The organism is Enterobacter sp. ECC_219_Taxon_10 (genome assembly GCF_058354905.1).
In genome coordinates, this window is record NZ_CM178005.1 from 1,728,228 (window position 1) to 1,743,198 (window position 14,971).

General features: G+C 55.3%; 13 protein-coding genes. 4 read left to right on the top strand and 9 right to left on the bottom strand.

All coding sequences use genetic code 11. The annotated features are described in order from the left end of the window. Nucleotides 1-136: 136 nt before the first annotated feature. Nucleotides 137-1,270 (bottom strand): porin, encoded by a 1,134-nt coding sequence (locus AC4ICF_RS08160; protein WP_302218973.1) that lies wholly within the window; start codon nucleotides 1,268-1,270, stop codon nucleotides 137-139. Nucleotides 1,271-1,650: 380 nt separating this feature from the next. Between AC4ICF_RS08160 and AC4ICF_RS08165 the strand changes: the two genes are divergently transcribed. Continuing rightward, the gene (locus AC4ICF_RS08165) at nucleotides 1,651-1,800 is read left to right on the top strand and encodes a hypothetical protein (RefSeq protein WP_163328609.1); all 150 of its coding nucleotides are present in this window, start codon (nucleotides 1,651-1,653) and stop codon (nucleotides 1,798-1,800) included. Between the two features lie 75 nt (nucleotides 1,801-1,875). On the opposite strand, the gene asnS is transcribed toward AC4ICF_RS08165, so the two are convergent. Both asnS and pncB read right to left on the bottom strand, forming a co-directional pair. Continuing rightward, nucleotides 1,876-3,276 carry an asparagine--tRNA ligase gene (gene asnS / locus AC4ICF_RS08170; protein WP_048960458.1) on the bottom strand — a complete coding sequence of 467 codons (1,401 nt, stop codon included), beginning with the start codon at nucleotides 3,274-3,276 and terminating at the stop codon, nucleotides 1,876-1,878. A gap of 165 nt (nucleotides 3,277-3,441) precedes the next feature. Further along, nucleotides 3,442-4,644 (bottom strand): nicotinate phosphoribosyltransferase, encoded by a 1,203-nt coding sequence (gene pncB, locus AC4ICF_RS08175; protein WP_302218974.1) that lies wholly within the window; start codon nucleotides 4,642-4,644, stop codon nucleotides 3,442-3,444. 254 nt (nucleotides 4,645-4,898) lie between these two features. On the opposite strand from pncB, the gene pepN reads away from it, so the two are divergent. After that, complete coding sequence (gene pepN / locus AC4ICF_RS08180) at nucleotides 4,899-7,511, top strand: aminopeptidase N (RefSeq protein ID WP_316380055.1); 2,613 nt, start codon at nucleotides 4,899-4,901, stop codon at nucleotides 7,509-7,511. A gap of 88 nt (nucleotides 7,512-7,599) precedes the next feature. Here pepN and ssuB read toward each other — a convergent pair whose 3' ends face one another. Genes ssuB through ssuE form a run of 5 tightly spaced genes read right to left on the bottom strand, consistent with a single transcriptional unit; the run spans nucleotide 7,600 to nucleotide 11,840 of the window. Next, nucleotides 7,600-8,370, bottom strand: coding sequence for an aliphatic sulfonates ABC transporter ATP-binding protein (gene ssuB, locus AC4ICF_RS08185; RefSeq protein ID WP_116340924.1), 771 nt, complete (start codon nucleotides 8,368-8,370; stop codon nucleotides 7,600-7,602). Beyond that, on the bottom strand, nucleotides 8,367-9,158 hold the full coding sequence (gene ssuC, locus AC4ICF_RS08190) for an aliphatic sulfonate ABC transporter permease SsuC (RefSeq protein ID WP_023343694.1): 792 nt from the start codon (nucleotides 9,156-9,158) through the stop codon (nucleotides 8,367-8,369). Before ssuC ends, ssuB begins: the two co-directional genes overlap by 4 nt. A gap of 9 nt (nucleotides 9,159-9,167) precedes the next feature. Further along, nucleotides 9,168-10,313, bottom strand: coding sequence for an FMNH2-dependent alkanesulfonate monooxygenase (gene ssuD, locus AC4ICF_RS08195; protein ID WP_116340920.1), 1,146 nt, complete (start codon nucleotides 10,311-10,313; stop codon nucleotides 9,168-9,170). Further along, the gene (locus AC4ICF_RS08200) at nucleotides 10,310-11,272 is read right to left on the bottom strand and encodes a sulfonate ABC transporter substrate-binding protein (RefSeq protein WP_163328619.1); all 963 of its coding nucleotides are present in this window, start codon (nucleotides 11,270-11,272) and stop codon (nucleotides 10,310-10,312) included. Before AC4ICF_RS08200 ends, ssuD begins: the two co-directional genes overlap by 4 nt. Beyond that, a complete protein-coding gene (ssuE, locus tag AC4ICF_RS08205) occupies nucleotides 11,265-11,840 on the bottom strand; it encodes an NADPH-dependent FMN reductase (protein ID WP_116340916.1) in 576 nt (191 codons plus the stop codon). Before ssuE ends, AC4ICF_RS08200 begins: the two co-directional genes overlap by 8 nt. A gap of 248 nt (nucleotides 11,841-12,088) precedes the next feature. Between ssuE and pyrD the strand changes: the two genes are divergently transcribed. Together pyrD and zapC are read left to right on the top strand one after the other, a co-directional pair. Continuing rightward, a complete protein-coding gene (gene pyrD / locus AC4ICF_RS08210) occupies nucleotides 12,089-13,099 on the top strand; it encodes a quinone-dependent dihydroorotate dehydrogenase (protein ID WP_032638810.1) in 1,011 nt (336 codons plus the stop codon). 165 nt (nucleotides 13,100-13,264) lie between these two features. Next, entirely contained in the window at nucleotides 13,265-13,807 is a 543-nt protein-coding gene (zapC, locus tag AC4ICF_RS08215) for a cell division protein ZapC (protein WP_163328621.1), read from the top strand. Here zapC and AC4ICF_RS08220 read toward each other — a convergent pair. Beyond that, nucleotides 13,804-14,913 carry a YcbX family protein gene (locus AC4ICF_RS08220; protein WP_316380056.1) on the bottom strand — a complete coding sequence of 370 codons (1,110 nt, stop codon included), beginning with the start codon at nucleotides 14,911-14,913 and terminating at the stop codon, nucleotides 13,804-13,806. The genes zapC and AC4ICF_RS08220 overlap by 4 nt on opposite strands. Between the last annotated feature and the right edge of the window lie 58 nt (nucleotides 14,914-14,971).

Genomic DNA, 14,971 nt, shown 5'->3' on the forward strand with positions numbered 1-14,971 from the left:
CGGTAGATTTACAAAATGCCAACCGTTTGCGACGAAAAGCGTGCGGCTTTTCAAAAGTCGCCATTATTTTCTGTCAGGCATAAAAAAACAGGGCCGAAGCCCTGTTCATTATGCATATAACAAAGTGGTGTTCTGATTAGAACTGGTAAACTGCAGCCAGACCCAGTTGGTCGTCGGTACCAACCCAGCCGCCGCCAGTGCGCTTGGCCTGATCTTCGTCGATCAGGTTGATACGGTAGTCAGCAGACACGTTGAAGTTTTTATTGAAGTAGTAAGTTGCGCCTACTTCAACGTATTTAGCCAGATCTGCATCGCCGCCGGCTACGGTGTTCAGGTTTTTACCTTTACTCTGCACGTAGGACAGGGATGGACGCAGGCCGAAATCGAACTGGTACTGAGCGATAACTTCGAAGTTCTGGGTTTTGTTCGCTACGTTGAACACGTCACCATTAGCATCCGGAGTATTGGAACCGGTGCTGTTACCCAGGATGCTCATGTTGCGAGTTTCTGCGTACACAGCTGCCAGATACAGGCTGTTAGCATCGTATTTACCACCGATTGCCCATGCTTCAGCTTTGTCGCCTTTGCCATCAGCTTTCTGGTCGAGAGTACGGTTAGCATTACTGTATGCGCCGGTCAGACCAAAGCCACCGCCGAAGTCGTAACCCACAGAGTAACCAACACCGTCGCCGTTGGCACGACGCAGATCAGCACGCTCGTTTTTAGCCTGGTACTGGATACCGAAGCTCAGACCATCAACCAGACCGAAGAAATCGCTGTTACGGTAGGTCAGCAGGCCAGTAGAACGGCTGGTCATGTAGTTATCAACATAACCACCGCCCCAGGTTTCGCCGGACCAGGTTGGCGCCATGTCGGTGTAAGACTCAACATCGTATACGATGCCGTAGTTACGGCCATAGTCGATGCTGCCAGCGTCAGCCATTTTCAGACCCGCGAAAGCCAGACGAGTACGGGTAGAGTTGTTTGAAGACTGCTCACTTTCAGCTGAGCTGGCCAGTGCACGGTATTCCCACTGGCCATAACCGGTCAGTTGGTCGTTGATCTGAGTTTCGCCTTTGAAACCGATCTGCGCGTAGGTGGAGTCTGCGTTGTTGGTATTATCGCCGTTGGTAACGAAATCACGCTCAGCGTTAATTTTTCCGTACAGATCCAGTTTGTTGCCGTTCTTGTTATAGATTTCTGCAGCGTTAGCTGCACCGGCTACCAGCAGGGCAGGGATTACCACTGCCAGAATATTGCGCTTCATCATTATTTATTACCCTCATTGGTTTTTTTATGACACTCGCCACTGCCGTCAATAAATTCTGTCAATAAATATTTCCGGAACTATTGATGAGAGTTAGGTGTCTTTATGTATCTGACAGGCATCTTTCCATTCACCGAAGCGTTTCGCTAGCCTGAAAGTGCTACAATTCTCAAGATTGAGTTACAGAAAGAAAATATGTGTAACTAAATATGTATTTTTAGGAACTTTGTGAACCATCTCAAATTTCAGAGCGGCCTGGCGAACTAAGCAACAGCACCTTTCCTATATATATGAATTCCTTATGTTTAATTTGAATAAAGGCAATTCCTATAAACGAATGTTAAACGACTCGTTTTTTCTTATGACCATAGAAAGACTTCTGGATGGCTGAAAAATTGGTTGAAATTTGTGCTATTACTTCAGGCTGTAATAATCGCAATAAGACTGAGGTTTATTTTTTGTGGCTGGATATTTCGCGGAAACAAAACGTAACAGGTAGTGGTTGTGACGGGGTGGTGGTTTATAAACGCTGACTTTACGCTGACAAAAACTGACAAGGCAGAATAAAATAATGGCCAGCAAATGCTGGCCATTGTCTGTTGTGTTACTTAGAAGCTGGCGTTGCGCGGAGTACGCGGGAACGGAATCACGTCACGCACGTTCTGAACACCGGTTACGTAGGCGATCAGACGCTCGAAGCCCAGACCGAACCCTGCGTGCGGAACGGTGCCATAACGGCGCAGATCGCGATACCAGCTGTAGTCCGCAGGGTTGAGACCCATCTCTTCCATGCGCGCGTCAAGCACGTCCAGACGTTCTTCACGCTGAGAACCACCGATGATTTCACCGATGCCCGGCGCCAGTACGTCCATCGCTGCCACGGTTTTCCCGTCTTCGTTAAGACGCATATAGAAGGCCTTAATGTCTTTCGGGTAGTTTTTAACGACAACCGGCGCTTTGAAATGTTTCTCGGCGAGATAGCGTTCGTGCTCAGACGCCAGATCGACGCCCCAGTAAACCGGGTTCTCGAACTTCTCACCGCATTTTTCAAGGATCGCTACCGCGTCGGTATAGTCCACCTGCGCAAAGTCGGCGGAGACGAAACGCTCCAGACGCGCCACCGCATCGCTGTCTACGCGCTCTGCGAAGAATTTCATGTCGTCAGGACGCTCTTCCAGAACCGCTTTGAATACGTACTTCAGCATCGCTTCTGCGAGACCTGCAACGTCATTCAGATCGGCAAACGCCACTTCCGGCTCCAGCATCCAGAACTCCGCCAGGTGGCGGCTGGTGTTGGAGTTTTCGGCGCGGAAGGTTGGGCCGAAGGTGTAGATCTTAGACAGCGCACAGGCGTAGGTTTCGCCGTTGAGCTGGCCGGATACCGTCAGGAAGGCTTCTTTACCAAAGAAGTCTTTGTCATAGTCCACTTTACCTTCCGGCGTGCGCGGCAGGTTTTCCATGTCCAGCGTCGAGACGCGGAACATTTCGCCTGCACCTTCCGTATCGGATGCGGTGATCAGCGGGGTAGACACCCAGAAATAACCCTGCTCATCGAAGAAGCGATGCAGCGCCTGGGCCAGCGTATGACGCACGCGGGCCACCGCACCAATCAGGTTGGTACGCGGACGCAGGTGCGCCACTTCACGCAGGTATTCAATGCTGTGACGTTTTGCCGCCATCGGATAGGTGTCCGGATCTTCAACCCAGCCGGTCACTTCAATGGCAGAGGCCTGGATCTCGAAGCTCTGTCCCTGACCCGGGGATGCCACAACCACACCGGTGACGATAACGGAACAGCCCGTCGTCAGGCGCAGAACGTCATCATTGTAATTGGGCAGAGAATTATTAATGACGGCCTGTACAGGATCAAAGCAGGAACCGTCATAGACGGCAAGGAAGGAGATGCCAGCTTTAGAATCTCGGCGAGTACGCACCCATCCGCGCACGGTGACCTCCTGGTCAACGGCGACACGGCCCTGGAGTACGTCGGCTACAGGCACAACGCTCATAATATTCTCTCTGTTAATAGTCGGAAAAAATAAACACTTGTCCACCCTTATGGGTGGATATCTATGTTACCTGCCATCCGCTATCAGACAAGTAAATTTCGCAGTCAAAAGAGAAGAATTGAGAAATAAATAAGGGAAGGGAGCCCTGAAGGCTCCCGTAAGCGCTTAACTGGCTTTTTTGATCTGAGGGAGATCGAACGCTTTGCGCAATGCGCGGACAAACGCTTTGTCATGGCAGATGGTTTTACCCGGGCTGTCGGAGAGCTTTGCCACCGGCTTGCCGTTACATTCCACCAGCTTTATAACGATATTCAGAGGTTTTACCTGAGGAATGTCGCAGGTCAACCGGGTACCGATCCCGAAGCCCAGATTAATTCTGGCATTGAAATGACGATACAGTTCTACGGCTTTCGCCAGGTCGAGATTATCGGAGAAGACCAGCACCTTGCTCATCGGGTCAATACCGAGTTTTTGATAATGGGCAATCGCCTTTTCGCCCCATTCAACCGGATCCCCGGAGTCGTGGCGTAACCCCTGGTAACGTTCAGCGAACTCGGGACCAAAGTCGCGCAGGAAGGCATCCATCGTAATGCAGTCGGTCAGGGCGATCCCGAGTTGATCCGGGTACTCTTCAAGCCAGGCGGCCAGCGCCGCACGCTGGCTGTTAGCCAGGTCAGGGCTAATTTGCTGATGTGCCTGGAACCACTCGTGTGCCTGGGTGCCCATTGGCGTCAGGTTGAGGCGACGCGCCAGATCGTAGTTACTGGTGCCCACGAACCACGGCTCCTGCTGCAGACGTTCAACGATAGCCTGCTGAACCTCGCGAGAGAAGCGGCGACGGGTGCCGAAATCCATCAGGCGGAAGCGGGACATATCCAGCCCTTCGGTCAGGGTAGAGAATGCTGCAAGTTTGTTTTCCAGCGAGGCGACCGCCTGTTCGACGCCGGTTTCAGGCGAACGGTAGCGGTGGGCCAGCTCGCTGATAACGGCGAGAAGCGGCACTTCCCACATGATCACTTCCCGCCACGGACCTTCAAGACGAATATCCAGCTTGCCGTTTTCGTTGGTCACGGTGACCTGTTCAGGCTTATAGCGGAAGTCGCGCAGCCAGTTCAGATAGTCCGCTTTGAAGAAAGGCAGGCCAGAAAGCCACTGGTATTCATCGTCCTGCAGCGTCAGATGCTGCATCGCATCGACCTGTTCACGAATGGAGTCTGCGTAGATACCGAGCAAGTCGTCACCACGGCAGCGGAATTCCGCCGCGACGTGAACGTCATAGTAATGGTGGAAAACGGCTTGCTGCATATGCAGTTTATACGCGTCGGTATCCAGCAACGTATGCAGAACCGGAGAAGCGAATTGAGTCATAGGTGCGCTGTAGCATCCTCTCACGGGAGCGTTTAGTACAATAAACAACTCCGGAGTATACCTTGTTTAGTGATTTATTGAACCCCGATCACAACATAAGCACACTTTATGGTCGAGCGCATTTCGTGCCCCGTGTTATACAAATGTAGCGAAAAAGGTGTTTCTGCCTGAAAAGATGAACATTCTGCATAGCGCGTTTTGCGCAACAGGAATATATTGAAACGTTACTCGACAAACGATGCATAAGGTTTTCTATGACACAACAGCCACAAGCCAAATACCGCCACGACTACCGCGCGCCGGAATACCTGATTAGCGATATCGATCTGACTTTTGACCTGGATGCCGCAAAAACCGTTGTGACAGCGATAAGCCAGGTGACGCGCCACAGCGCGACAGCCGTACCGCTGCGTCTGGATGGCGAAGATCTGACGCTGGTCTCCCTGCATATTAATGATGAACCCTGGTCAGACTATAAAGAAGAAGGCAACCAGCTGGTCATCGACAACCTGCCGGAACGCTTTACGCTGCGCATCGTGAATGAAATCAGCCCTGCCGCCAACACGGCGCTGGAAGGGCTTTACCAGTCAGGCGTGGCCCTGTGTACCCAGTGTGAAGCAGAAGGTTTCCGCCACATTACCTGGTATCTGGACCGCCCGGATGTGCTGGCGCGTTTTACGACGAAAATCATTGCCGATAAAACGCTCTACCCGTTCCTGCTCTCCAACGGCAACCGCGTCGGTGAGGGTGAGCTGGAAAATGGCCGTCACTGGGTGCAGTGGCAGGATCCATTTCCGAAACCATGCTACCTGTTTGCGCTGGTGGCCGGTGATTTCGACGTGCTGCGTGATACCTTTAAAACCCGCTCTGGCCGTGAAGTGGCGCTGGAACTGTTCGTTGACCGCGGCAACCTCGACCGCGCGCCGTGGGCGATGACCTCGCTCATCAACTCCATGAAGTGGGACGAAGAGCGCTTTGGTCTCGAATATGACCTCGACATCTATATGATCGTCGCCGTCGACTTCTTCAACATGGGCGCAATGGAGAACAAAGGCCTTAACGTCTTTAACTCCAAGTACGTGCTGGCACGTACGGATACCGCCACCGATAAAGACTACCTCGATATCGAGCGCGTGATCGGCCACGAATATTTCCACAACTGGACCGGTAACCGCGTCACCTGCCGCGACTGGTTCCAGCTGAGCCTGAAAGAGGGCCTGACCGTCTTCCGTGACCAGGAGTTCAGCTCCGATCTCGGCTCGCGGGCGGTCAACCGCATCAACAACGTGCGTACCATGCGCGGCCTGCAGTTTGCGGAAGATGCCAGCCCAATGGCGCACCCAATCCGTCCGGACAAAGTCATCGAGATGAACAACTTCTACACCCTGACGGTGTACGAGAAGGGCGCTGAAATTATCCGCATGATCCACACCCTGCTGGGTGAGGAGAACTTCCAGAAAGGGATGCAGCTCTATTTCGAGCGCCACGACGGCAGCGCGGCTACCTGCGATGACTTTGTGCAGGCGATGGAAGATGCGTCCAATGTTGATCTCTCTCACTTCCGCCGCTGGTACAGCCAGGCCGGGACCCCAATTGTCACCGTTAAGGACGACTACAATCCGGAAACCGAGCAGTACACTCTGACCATCAGCCAGCGCACGCCGCCAACCGCCGAGCAGGAAGAGAAATATCCGCTGCACATTCCGTTCAGCATTGAGCTGTACGACAATGAAGGCAACGTCATCCCGCTGCAGAAGGGCGGCCACCCGGTGCACTACGTGCTGAACGTGACTCAGGCAGAGCAGACCTTTATCTTCGACAACGTCTACTTCCAGCCGGTGCCTGCGCTGCTGTGCGAATTCTCCGCGCCGGTGAAGCTGGAGTACAAGTGGAGCGACCAGCAGCTGACGTTCCTGATGCGTCACGCGCGCAACGATTTCTCCCGCTGGGACGCCGCGCAAAGCCTGCTGGCAACCTACATCAAGCTCAACGTGAACCGCTACCAGCAGGGCCAGCCGCTGACGCTGCCGGTGCATGTGGCAGACGCTTTCCGCGCCATCCTGCTGGATGAGAAGATTGATCCGGCGCTGGCGGCTGAAATTCTGACCCTGCCGTCTGCGACGGAAATTGCGGAGCTGTTTGACATCATTGACCCGATTGCCATCGTGGCCGTGCGTGAAGCACTGACCCGCACGCTGGCGACCGAACTGGCGGATGAGTTCCTGGCGCTCTACAACGCCAACAAGCTTGACGCGTATCGCGTGGAACATGCGGACATCGGTAAACGTTCTCTGCGCAATACCTGCCTGCGCTATCTTGCGTTTGGCGAGGCAGAGCTGGCGAACACGTTGGTGAGCAAGCAGTATCACGAAGCGGATAACATGACGGATGCGCTGGCCGCGCTGTCGGCAAGCGTTGCCGCCGAATTGCCGTGCCGCGATGCGCTGATGCAGGAGTACGACGACAGGTGGCACCAGGATGGCCTGGTGATGGACAAGTGGTTCATCCTGCAGGCGACCAGCCCGGCGGCGGATGCCCTCAGCAAGGTCCGCAGCCTGCTGAAGCACCGTTCGTTCACCATGAGCAACCCGAACCGCGTGCGCTCGCTGATTGGCGCATTTGCCAGCAGCAACCCGGCCGCGTTCCACGCCGAAGACGGCAGCGGCTATCAGTTTATGGTAGAAATGCTGACCGAGCTGAACAGCCGTAACCCGCAGGTGGCGTCCCGCCTGATTGAGCCGCTGATCCGTCTGAAACGCTACGACGCGAAGCGTCAGGCGAAGATGCGTGCCGCGCTTGAGCAGCTGAAAGGGCTGGAGAACCTGTCTGGCGATTTGTACGAGAAGATTGCTAAGGCCTTAGCGTAATACGAAAAAGTGCCCGGTGGCGCTACGCTTACCGGGCCTACATATGGTTTTCTCCCTCTCCCCGTGGGAGAGGGCCGGGGTGAGGGCATCAGGCATTAGCCTTAGCTCGTTCTAACTCCGTACCCCCGCGCTTCATCACCCGATCCAACACCTCCGCTTCCAGCTCAGCCAGTCTTGCTGAGCCCACGCGACGAGGCCGCGGAAGATCCACTGTTAGATCAAGACCTATTTTCCCATCCTCTATTAACAGCACCCGGTCAGCCATCGCCACGGCTTCGCTCACGTCATGCGTCACCAGCAGCACCGTAAATCCGTGCGCCTGCCAGAGCGATTCAATCAAATCCTGCATTTCGATCCGCGTCAGGGCGTCCAGCGCACCGAGCGGCTCGTCAAGCAGCAGCAGGCCGGGACGGTGAATCAATGCCCGCGCCAGCGCCACGCGCTGCTTTTGTCCTCCCGAGAGGGCCGCAGGCCATTCACCTGCGCGGTTTTCCAGCCCGACGGCGGCCAACGCCCGACGGGCTTCCTCCCGCCAGTTTCCTTTGAGCCCCAGCCCGACGTTATCAATCACCGTTTTCCACGGCAGCAGGCGCGCGTCCTGAAACATCATGCGGGTATCATCCTGAATATTGGCCAGCGGCGTTGTTCCCGCCAGAATGTCGCCGCCATTGGGGGCTTCCAGTCCGGCCAGAAGACGTAGCAGCGTACTCTTCCCACCGCCGCTTCGCCCGACAACGGCCACAAATTGCCCGGCGGGAATATGCAGATCCAGCCCGTTGAGAATGGTGTTTTCGCCGTAGCGTTTGGTTACGCCGTTCAGCAGCAGCGGCGTGCCCTGATTTAGTCGTGCAGTATTCATGCTTTCGCCTCCTGAAGGGTGTAGGCCGGGTTCCAGCGCAGCCAACTGCGCTCCAACCACTGGGCGCTAACGTCAGCGAGTTTGCCGAGCAGGGCATAAAGAATAATGGCAACCACCACCACGTCCGTTTGCAGGAATTCGCGGGCGTTCATCGCCAGATACCCGATGCCGGAGTTGGCCGATATAGTTTCCGCCACAATCAGGGTCAGCCACATCAGGCCGAGCGCAAAGCGCACCCCGACCATGATGGAGGGCAGGGCGCCCGGCAGGATCACGTGAGTAAAGAGAGAAAAACCCGACAAGCCGTAGCTTCGTGCCATCTCCACCAGACCACGATCGATATTGCGGATGCCGTGCCAGGTGTTGATGTAAATCGGGAACAGCGTGCCCAGCGCCACGAGGAAGATCTTGGCGCTTTCATCAATCCCAAACCATAAAATCACCAGCGGGATCAGCGCCAGATGCGGCACGTTGCGCAGCATCTGAATGGAGGTATCCAGCAGCCGCTCGCCCCAGCGTGAAAGGCCGCTCACCAAGCCCAGAACCAGCCCGATACTGCCGCCGATGGAAAACCCAATCACCGCGCGCCAGGAGCTGATTGCCAGATGCTGCCACAGCTCGCCGCTGACGCTCAGCGACCAGAACGCTTCGATAACGCCCTCGGGAGAGGGCAAAATGCGGCTCGACAACCAGCCGGTGGACGACGCGAGCTGCCAGAGAGCCACGATGCCGACGGGCAAAAACCACGGTGCGGCGCGCAGCAGCCATTTTTGTGAAGTGGCAGACATGGTCACTCCTTAGCTCTGTGCGGCTTTGCGTGGAATAAACTCGTTTGCCACCGCTTCGCCCTGCAGCTGGAGCCGCTGCGGCTGCGGAATTTCTGGAATGGCGACGTCCAGATGTGGGAATAACAGCTCGCCCACCTTGTAGGCCTCTTCCAGGTGCGGATAGCCGGAGAGGATAAAGCTGTCGATGCCCAGGTCAGCGTATTCATTAATCCGCGCGGCCACGGTTGGCCCGTCGCCGACCAGCGCCGTGCCCGCGCCGCCGCGTACCAGACCGACGCCCGCCCACAGGTTCGGGCTGATTTCCAGATTCTCGCGCTTGCCGTTGTGCAGAGAGGCCATGCGGTGCTGCCCGACGGAATCGGTTTTGGCAAACGCAGCCTGCGCCTTTGCGATGGTCTCATCGTCCAGGTGGGAGATCAGACGGTCTGCCGCCTGCCAGGCTTCTTCATTGGTTTCACGCACAATCACGTGCAGGCGAATCCCAAAGCGTACCCTGCGGCCATGAGCGGCGGCTTTGGCCCGGACCTGGGCAATTTTCTCTTTCACCAGCTCCGGCGGCTCGCCCCAGGTCAGATAGAGATCGACCTGCTCGGCGGCCAGATCCTGAGCCACATCCGACGATCCGCCAAAATAGAGCGGAGGACGCGGCTGCTGCACCGGCGGGAAGTAAAGCTTCGCGTCGCGAACGTGGATATGCTTGCCTTCGAAGGTGACGGTCTCTCCTTCCAGCAGGCGCCGCCAGACATGGGTAAACTCGGCGGAGGCTTCATAGCGCTCGGTATGGTCGAGGAACACGCCGTCGCCCGCCAGCTCCTGCGGATCGCTGCCCGTCACCAGGTTAAACAGGGCGCGGCCGTTGGAGAGTCTGTCCAGCGTTGCCGCCTGACGCGCCGCCACGGTGGGGGAGACAACGCTCGGGCGCAATGCAACCAGGAATTTAAGGCGCTGAGTGACCGGGATCATCGACGCAGCCACCAGCCAGGCATCCTCGCACGAGCGTCCGGTCGGGATCAGCACGCCGGTAAAACCGATTCGGTCCGCCGCCTGCGCAATCTGCTGCAGGTAGGCATGGTCAACCGGGCGCGAGCCCTCTTCTGTGCCAAGATAGTGTCCATCGCCGTGGGTGGGTAAAAACCAGAAAAGATTCAGACTCATGATTTAGCTCCTTCTTTGCCTGCGGGCTGCCAGATGCGTTCGCGGATATCGACCTGTTTTGGCACCAGACGGTTTTGATAGAAGAGGTCAGCGGTTTGTTGCTGAAGTGCGGCGACGTGTGCATCCACGGGCGCAATGGTGGTGGGCGGACGGTGGTTGAGATAGCTCGCGATCACCGGTTCAGGCAACCCCATGGTCTTCGCCAGCAGGGCAATGCTCGCCTGACGCTGGGTCTGGGTCAGCGCATCGGCCTGGGTAAAGGTATCCAGTACGCCCTGAATAAATGCGCCGTTCTTTTCCGCGTAAGGGCGCGCGGCGAGATAGAACGAGCCGGTCTGTTTCAGCGTAGTGCCATCTTTCAGCACCCGAACGCCCCCTTGCAGTAAGGCTGCGGAGTAGTACGGATCCCAGATAGCCCAGGCATCAACGTTCTTCTGCTGGAACGCGGCGCGCGCGTCGGCAGGCGTCAGGTAAACGGGCTGAATGTCCGTGAACTTGAGCCCGGCTTCCTGTAAGGCGCGCAGCAGCAGGTTGTGCGAGCTGGAACCTTTCTGAAAAGCGACCTTATGCCCTTTAAGGTCTGCGACGCTTTTAATCTCACTGTTTTCAGGTACCAGAATGACTTCGGCTTTCGGTTTAGCGGGTTCTACGCCGACATATACCAGGTCTGCCCCGGCAGCCTGAGCAAAAATAGGCGGGATATCGCCCGTGCTGCCCAGATCGATACTGCCGACGTTCAGCGCTTCAAGCATCTGTGGCCCTGCCGGGAACTCTACCCAGGAAAATTTGGTGTCCGGGAAGCGTTTTTCCAGCAGCTGGTGGCTTTTTGCCAGCACCATGCTGACGCTGCCTTTCTGATAGCCAATGCGTAAGCTGTCCGGTGCGGTTTCTGCAGCCTGCGCCAGCGCGGTGAACGCCATCAGGCCAGCCAGTCCGAGGTAGGTTAAGGTTTTAAACATGTGCGACTCCCTGCGGCGGATTAAAAGAAGGAACCTGGATATCCCGGCGATGCAGCGCGTGCCAGAAGGTTTCCAGCGCAGCATCAAGGCGGGTTTGCAGATTCGGCGTAAAGTGCGGCTTATGCTGGTAGTCAATGACCTGTGAATCATCCGCGAAAACCCCGTGGAGGATCTCCTGAGCCTTCAGGGCGTTCAGCACCGGCTTCAGGGCATAATCCACCGCCAGTAAATGGGCAACCGTACCGCCCGTTGCCAGCGGCAGAACCACTTTGCCGTCCAGTGCGCGCTCGGGGAGAAGATCGAGCAGGGTTTTCAGCGCGCCCGAAAACGAGGCTTTATAAATCGGGGTCGCAACGATGAGGCCGTCCGCTTCCTTGAGCTGCTCAATGAGGGTTTTCAGCGCGGGGCTGTCGAAGCGGGCATACAGCAAATCTTCAGGTTCGAAGTTATGCAGATTCCAGTGGCACACTTCCACGTCGAGGGCGTTGAGCTTTTCACGAGCATATTCCAGCAGGGCGCTGGAGCGCGAAGGGAATCGTGGACTTCCGGCCAGGGTAATGACGCGCATACTTCCTCCTTATAACTAATTGTTTGCTTTTATCTAACATTCATAACAATTTTCAGGAGTGTGACATCGCGCGGTTATTCCACTAAATGATTTATCCGCAATTAAAATGCGAAAAAGCGCATAAGAAATAGACAGGGAGGTAAACGATTGCGTTTTACGCCGATTTTTTGCCGCAGGTCAATTCCCTTTCTGAGCGGGATCGCCCATAATCCCCTCCCGGTTTGCACACCGGGAATCCAGGAGAGTTCATGTACTACCCCTTCGTTCGTAAAGCCCTTTTCCAGCTCGACCCCGAGCGCGCTCATGAATTTACATTCCAGCAATTACGTCGTATTACCGGAACGCCTTTGGCCGCTCTGGTGCGTCAGAATGTGCCGGAAAAACCTGTGCAGTGCATGGGTCTGACCTTTAAAAACCCGCTGGGTCTGGCGGCGGGTCTGGACAAAAATGGCGAGTGCATTGATGCTCTGGGCGCGATGGGCTTTGGCTCTATCGAAATCGGTACCGTCACGCCGCGCCCACAGCCGGGAAATGACAAGCCGCGCCTGTTCCGCCTGGTTGAAGCCGAAGGGCTGATCAATCGCATGGGCTTTAATAACCTCGGTGTTGATCACCTTGTTGAGAACGTAAAAAAAGCCCATTTTGACGGGATATTAGGCATCAATATCGGCAAAAATAAAGACACGCCGGTAGAGCAGGGTAAAGATGACTATCTGATTTGTATGGAAAAAGTCTACGCCTATGCCGGTTATATTGCGGTGAATATTTCTTCACCCAATACCCCGGGGCTGCGTTCCTTACAATATGGCGAAGCGCTGGACGATCTTCTGAGTGCCATTAAAAATAAGCAAAATGAACTCCAGACGATCCATCATAAATATGTTCCGGTCGCGGTTAAGATCGCCCCGGATCTTTCTGCCGAAGAATTGATCCAGGTTGCCGACAGTTTGGTTCGCCATAATATTGACGGTGTGATTGCAACGAATACCACGCTCGATCGTTCGCTCGTTCAGGGAATGAAAAACTGTGACGAAGCGGGTGGGTTAAGCGGACGTCCGGTACAATTAAAAAGCACCGAAATTATTCGCGCTTTGTCTGCGGAATTAAAAGGCCGTTTACCGATTATCGGCGTCGGCGGTATCGACTCGGTGATTGCTGCGCGCGAGAAGATGGCGGCCGGTGCATCACTGGTGCAAATCTATTCCGGCTTTATTTTTAAAGGACCGCCGCTGATTAAAGAAATCGTTACTCATATCTAATCTTTTCTCTTAATCAGACAACCAGGGCTTTATTTCCAGCCCTGGTTGTTTTATATTCCGTCACTGTTGCTTATTTAGACATTATAGTCTTTTATTACTAATGTTATAAACGAAGCGGCGAACAGGACATTTTTAGTACAGGACGTTTGGGGACGGGAGAGACACATGCGAATTAAACCTGACGATAACTGGCGCTGGTATTTTTGCGACGAGCATGATCGTATGATGCTCGATTTAGCCAATGGCATGCTGTTTCGTTCTCGTTTTGCCCGTCGAATGTTAACCCCGGACGCGTTTTCCCCGTCGGGCTTTTGCGTTGATGATGCAGCGCTTTATTTCTCCTTTGAAGAAAAATGCCGCGATTTGATGCTCTCTAAAGAGCAGCGTGCCGAACTGGTATTAAATGCGCTGGTGGCTATCCGTTTCCTGAAACCGCAAATGCCGAAAAGCTGGCATTTCCTGCCTCACGGCATGGACTGGACGCCAGCAACGGGCGATGCGGCCAGCGTTAACCTGAGCGATACCGCCGAAGAGGTGAGTTTATTAGTCGTTGAGCCGGGCGAAAATGCCGCACTCTGTCTGCTGGCGCAGCCCGGCGTGACGATTGCCGGGCGGGTTATGCAGTTAGGTGATGCTATCAAAGTCATGAATGACAGGCTGAAGCCACAGCTGCGCGTAGATTCCTTCAGCCTCGAACAGGCGGTTTAAGCTTCCAGCTGTACCGACGTTTTCGGTACGCAGCTACAGCACAGAATTGTGCCGTCATTTCCAATTGCAGATTTCTTCAGCGCACTCACTTCACCCTCAAGCAGCTTGATGCGGCAGCATCCGCAGATTCCCGCGCGGCAGGAATACGGTACGCGAACACCGGCTTGCTCCAGTTGCTCCAGCAGCACCTGCTGATTGTTGCCGCGAATAATCTTGCCCTGCCAGTGAATATCCACCGCAGAGGCGACGTTCGTCTCGGCCTCGACCATTTCTTCTTCCTGGCCTGCGCCATACACTCTGGCCGGCCCGCGGGCGAGAATTTCAACCTCATCGCCTACGCGAATCACGCCGCTGGAGCGGGGGATCAGGTTCTGGCCGAAATCGACATCACCGTTATCCTGCGCGGTACGGAACGATTGCAGGGTTTTCAGCGGCTCGCCGGAAGGGTGCTTCTGGCCTTTTTCAGGACTTACCGTCGTGAAGATGCAGCGACTGCAGGGCTTCACCACGTCGAAAATAACGCTGCCGATGCGGATCGTTTTCCAGGTGTCTTCTTCCCATGCGTTAGCCCCCGTTACCACCAGGTTTGGGCGGAACTGCTCCATCTGCACGCTGGCTTTGCAGCGGTTTTGTAAGTCACGCAGCGACGCCTCGTTGGTCAGCAGGAACGGGAAGCCATCGGCAAAGGAGAGCGGTACGGCCTCGTGGCGCTTTACGCGACGCGTCAGTTCCGGACCAACCCAGCGCAGCTGCACGTCGCGGGAGAAGAAACCGCTCAGCCAGCGGTTAATCTCATCCGGGGCAATGCGCGCGGTAAAATGGTTGCCCCATACTTCCGTTGGCGCGTCGACAGCCGCAAAATCAGCAAAGCGAATCACCGTGCTGGAACCGTCCGGCGCGGTCAGATGCAAACCGTCATGAAGCGGGGAAGGGGTAAAGCGAACCATCTGCGGGAACTGGCGTGCGGTAATGAACGTGCCGTCAGGCTCGGTGACCATAAAAATACGATCGAAGGCGAATCCGCTCATGTCGGCCAGCGCGTGAGAGACGCCAATGCCGCGCATGGATTTCACCGGATGAATAAAAAGCCTGGATAACGTCGCCACTGCACACTCCCGCAAATGAAAATAAGCCTTCAACTTTATGACATACACGCCATATTAG

What these genes read in the sequence shown, in the direction of transcription:
- AC4ICF_RS08160 (WP_302218973.1), bottom strand. Translation starts at nt 1,270, where the DNA reads ATGATGAAGCGCAATATTCTGGCAGTGGTAATCCCTGCCCTGCTGGTA.
- AC4ICF_RS08165 (WP_163328609.1), top strand. Translation starts at nt 1,651, where the DNA reads ATGGCTGAAAAATTGGTTGAAATTTGTGCTATTACTTCAGGCTGTAAT.
- asnS (WP_048960458.1), bottom strand. Translation starts at nt 3,276, where the DNA reads ATGAGCGTTGTGCCTGTAGCCGACGTACTCCAGGGCCGTGTCGCCGTT.
- pncB (WP_302218974.1), bottom strand. Translation starts at nt 4,644, where the DNA reads ATGACTCAATTCGCTTCTCCGGTTCTGCATACGTTGCTGGATACCGAC.
- pepN (WP_316380055.1), top strand. Translation starts at nt 4,899, where the DNA reads ATGACACAACAGCCACAAGCCAAATACCGCCACGACTACCGCGCGCCG.
- ssuB (WP_116340924.1), bottom strand. Translation starts at nt 8,370, where the DNA reads ATGAATACTGCACGACTAAATCAGGGCACGCCGCTGCTGCTGAACGGC.
- ssuC (WP_023343694.1), bottom strand. Translation starts at nt 9,158, where the DNA reads ATGTCTGCCACTTCACAAAAATGGCTGCTGCGCGCCGCACCGTGGTTT.
- ssuD (WP_116340920.1), bottom strand. Translation starts at nt 10,313, where the DNA reads ATGAGTCTGAATCTTTTCTGGTTTTTACCCACCCACGGCGATGGACAC.
- AC4ICF_RS08200 (WP_163328619.1), bottom strand. Translation starts at nt 11,272, where the DNA reads ATGTTTAAAACCTTAACCTACCTCGGACTGGCTGGCCTGATGGCGTTC.
- ssuE (WP_116340916.1), bottom strand. Translation starts at nt 11,840, where the DNA reads ATGCGCGTCATTACCCTGGCCGGAAGTCCACGATTCCCTTCGCGCTCC.
- pyrD (WP_032638810.1), top strand. Translation starts at nt 12,089, where the DNA reads ATGTACTACCCCTTCGTTCGTAAAGCCCTTTTCCAGCTCGACCCCGAG.
- zapC (WP_163328621.1), top strand. Translation starts at nt 13,265, where the DNA reads ATGCGAATTAAACCTGACGATAACTGGCGCTGGTATTTTTGCGACGAG.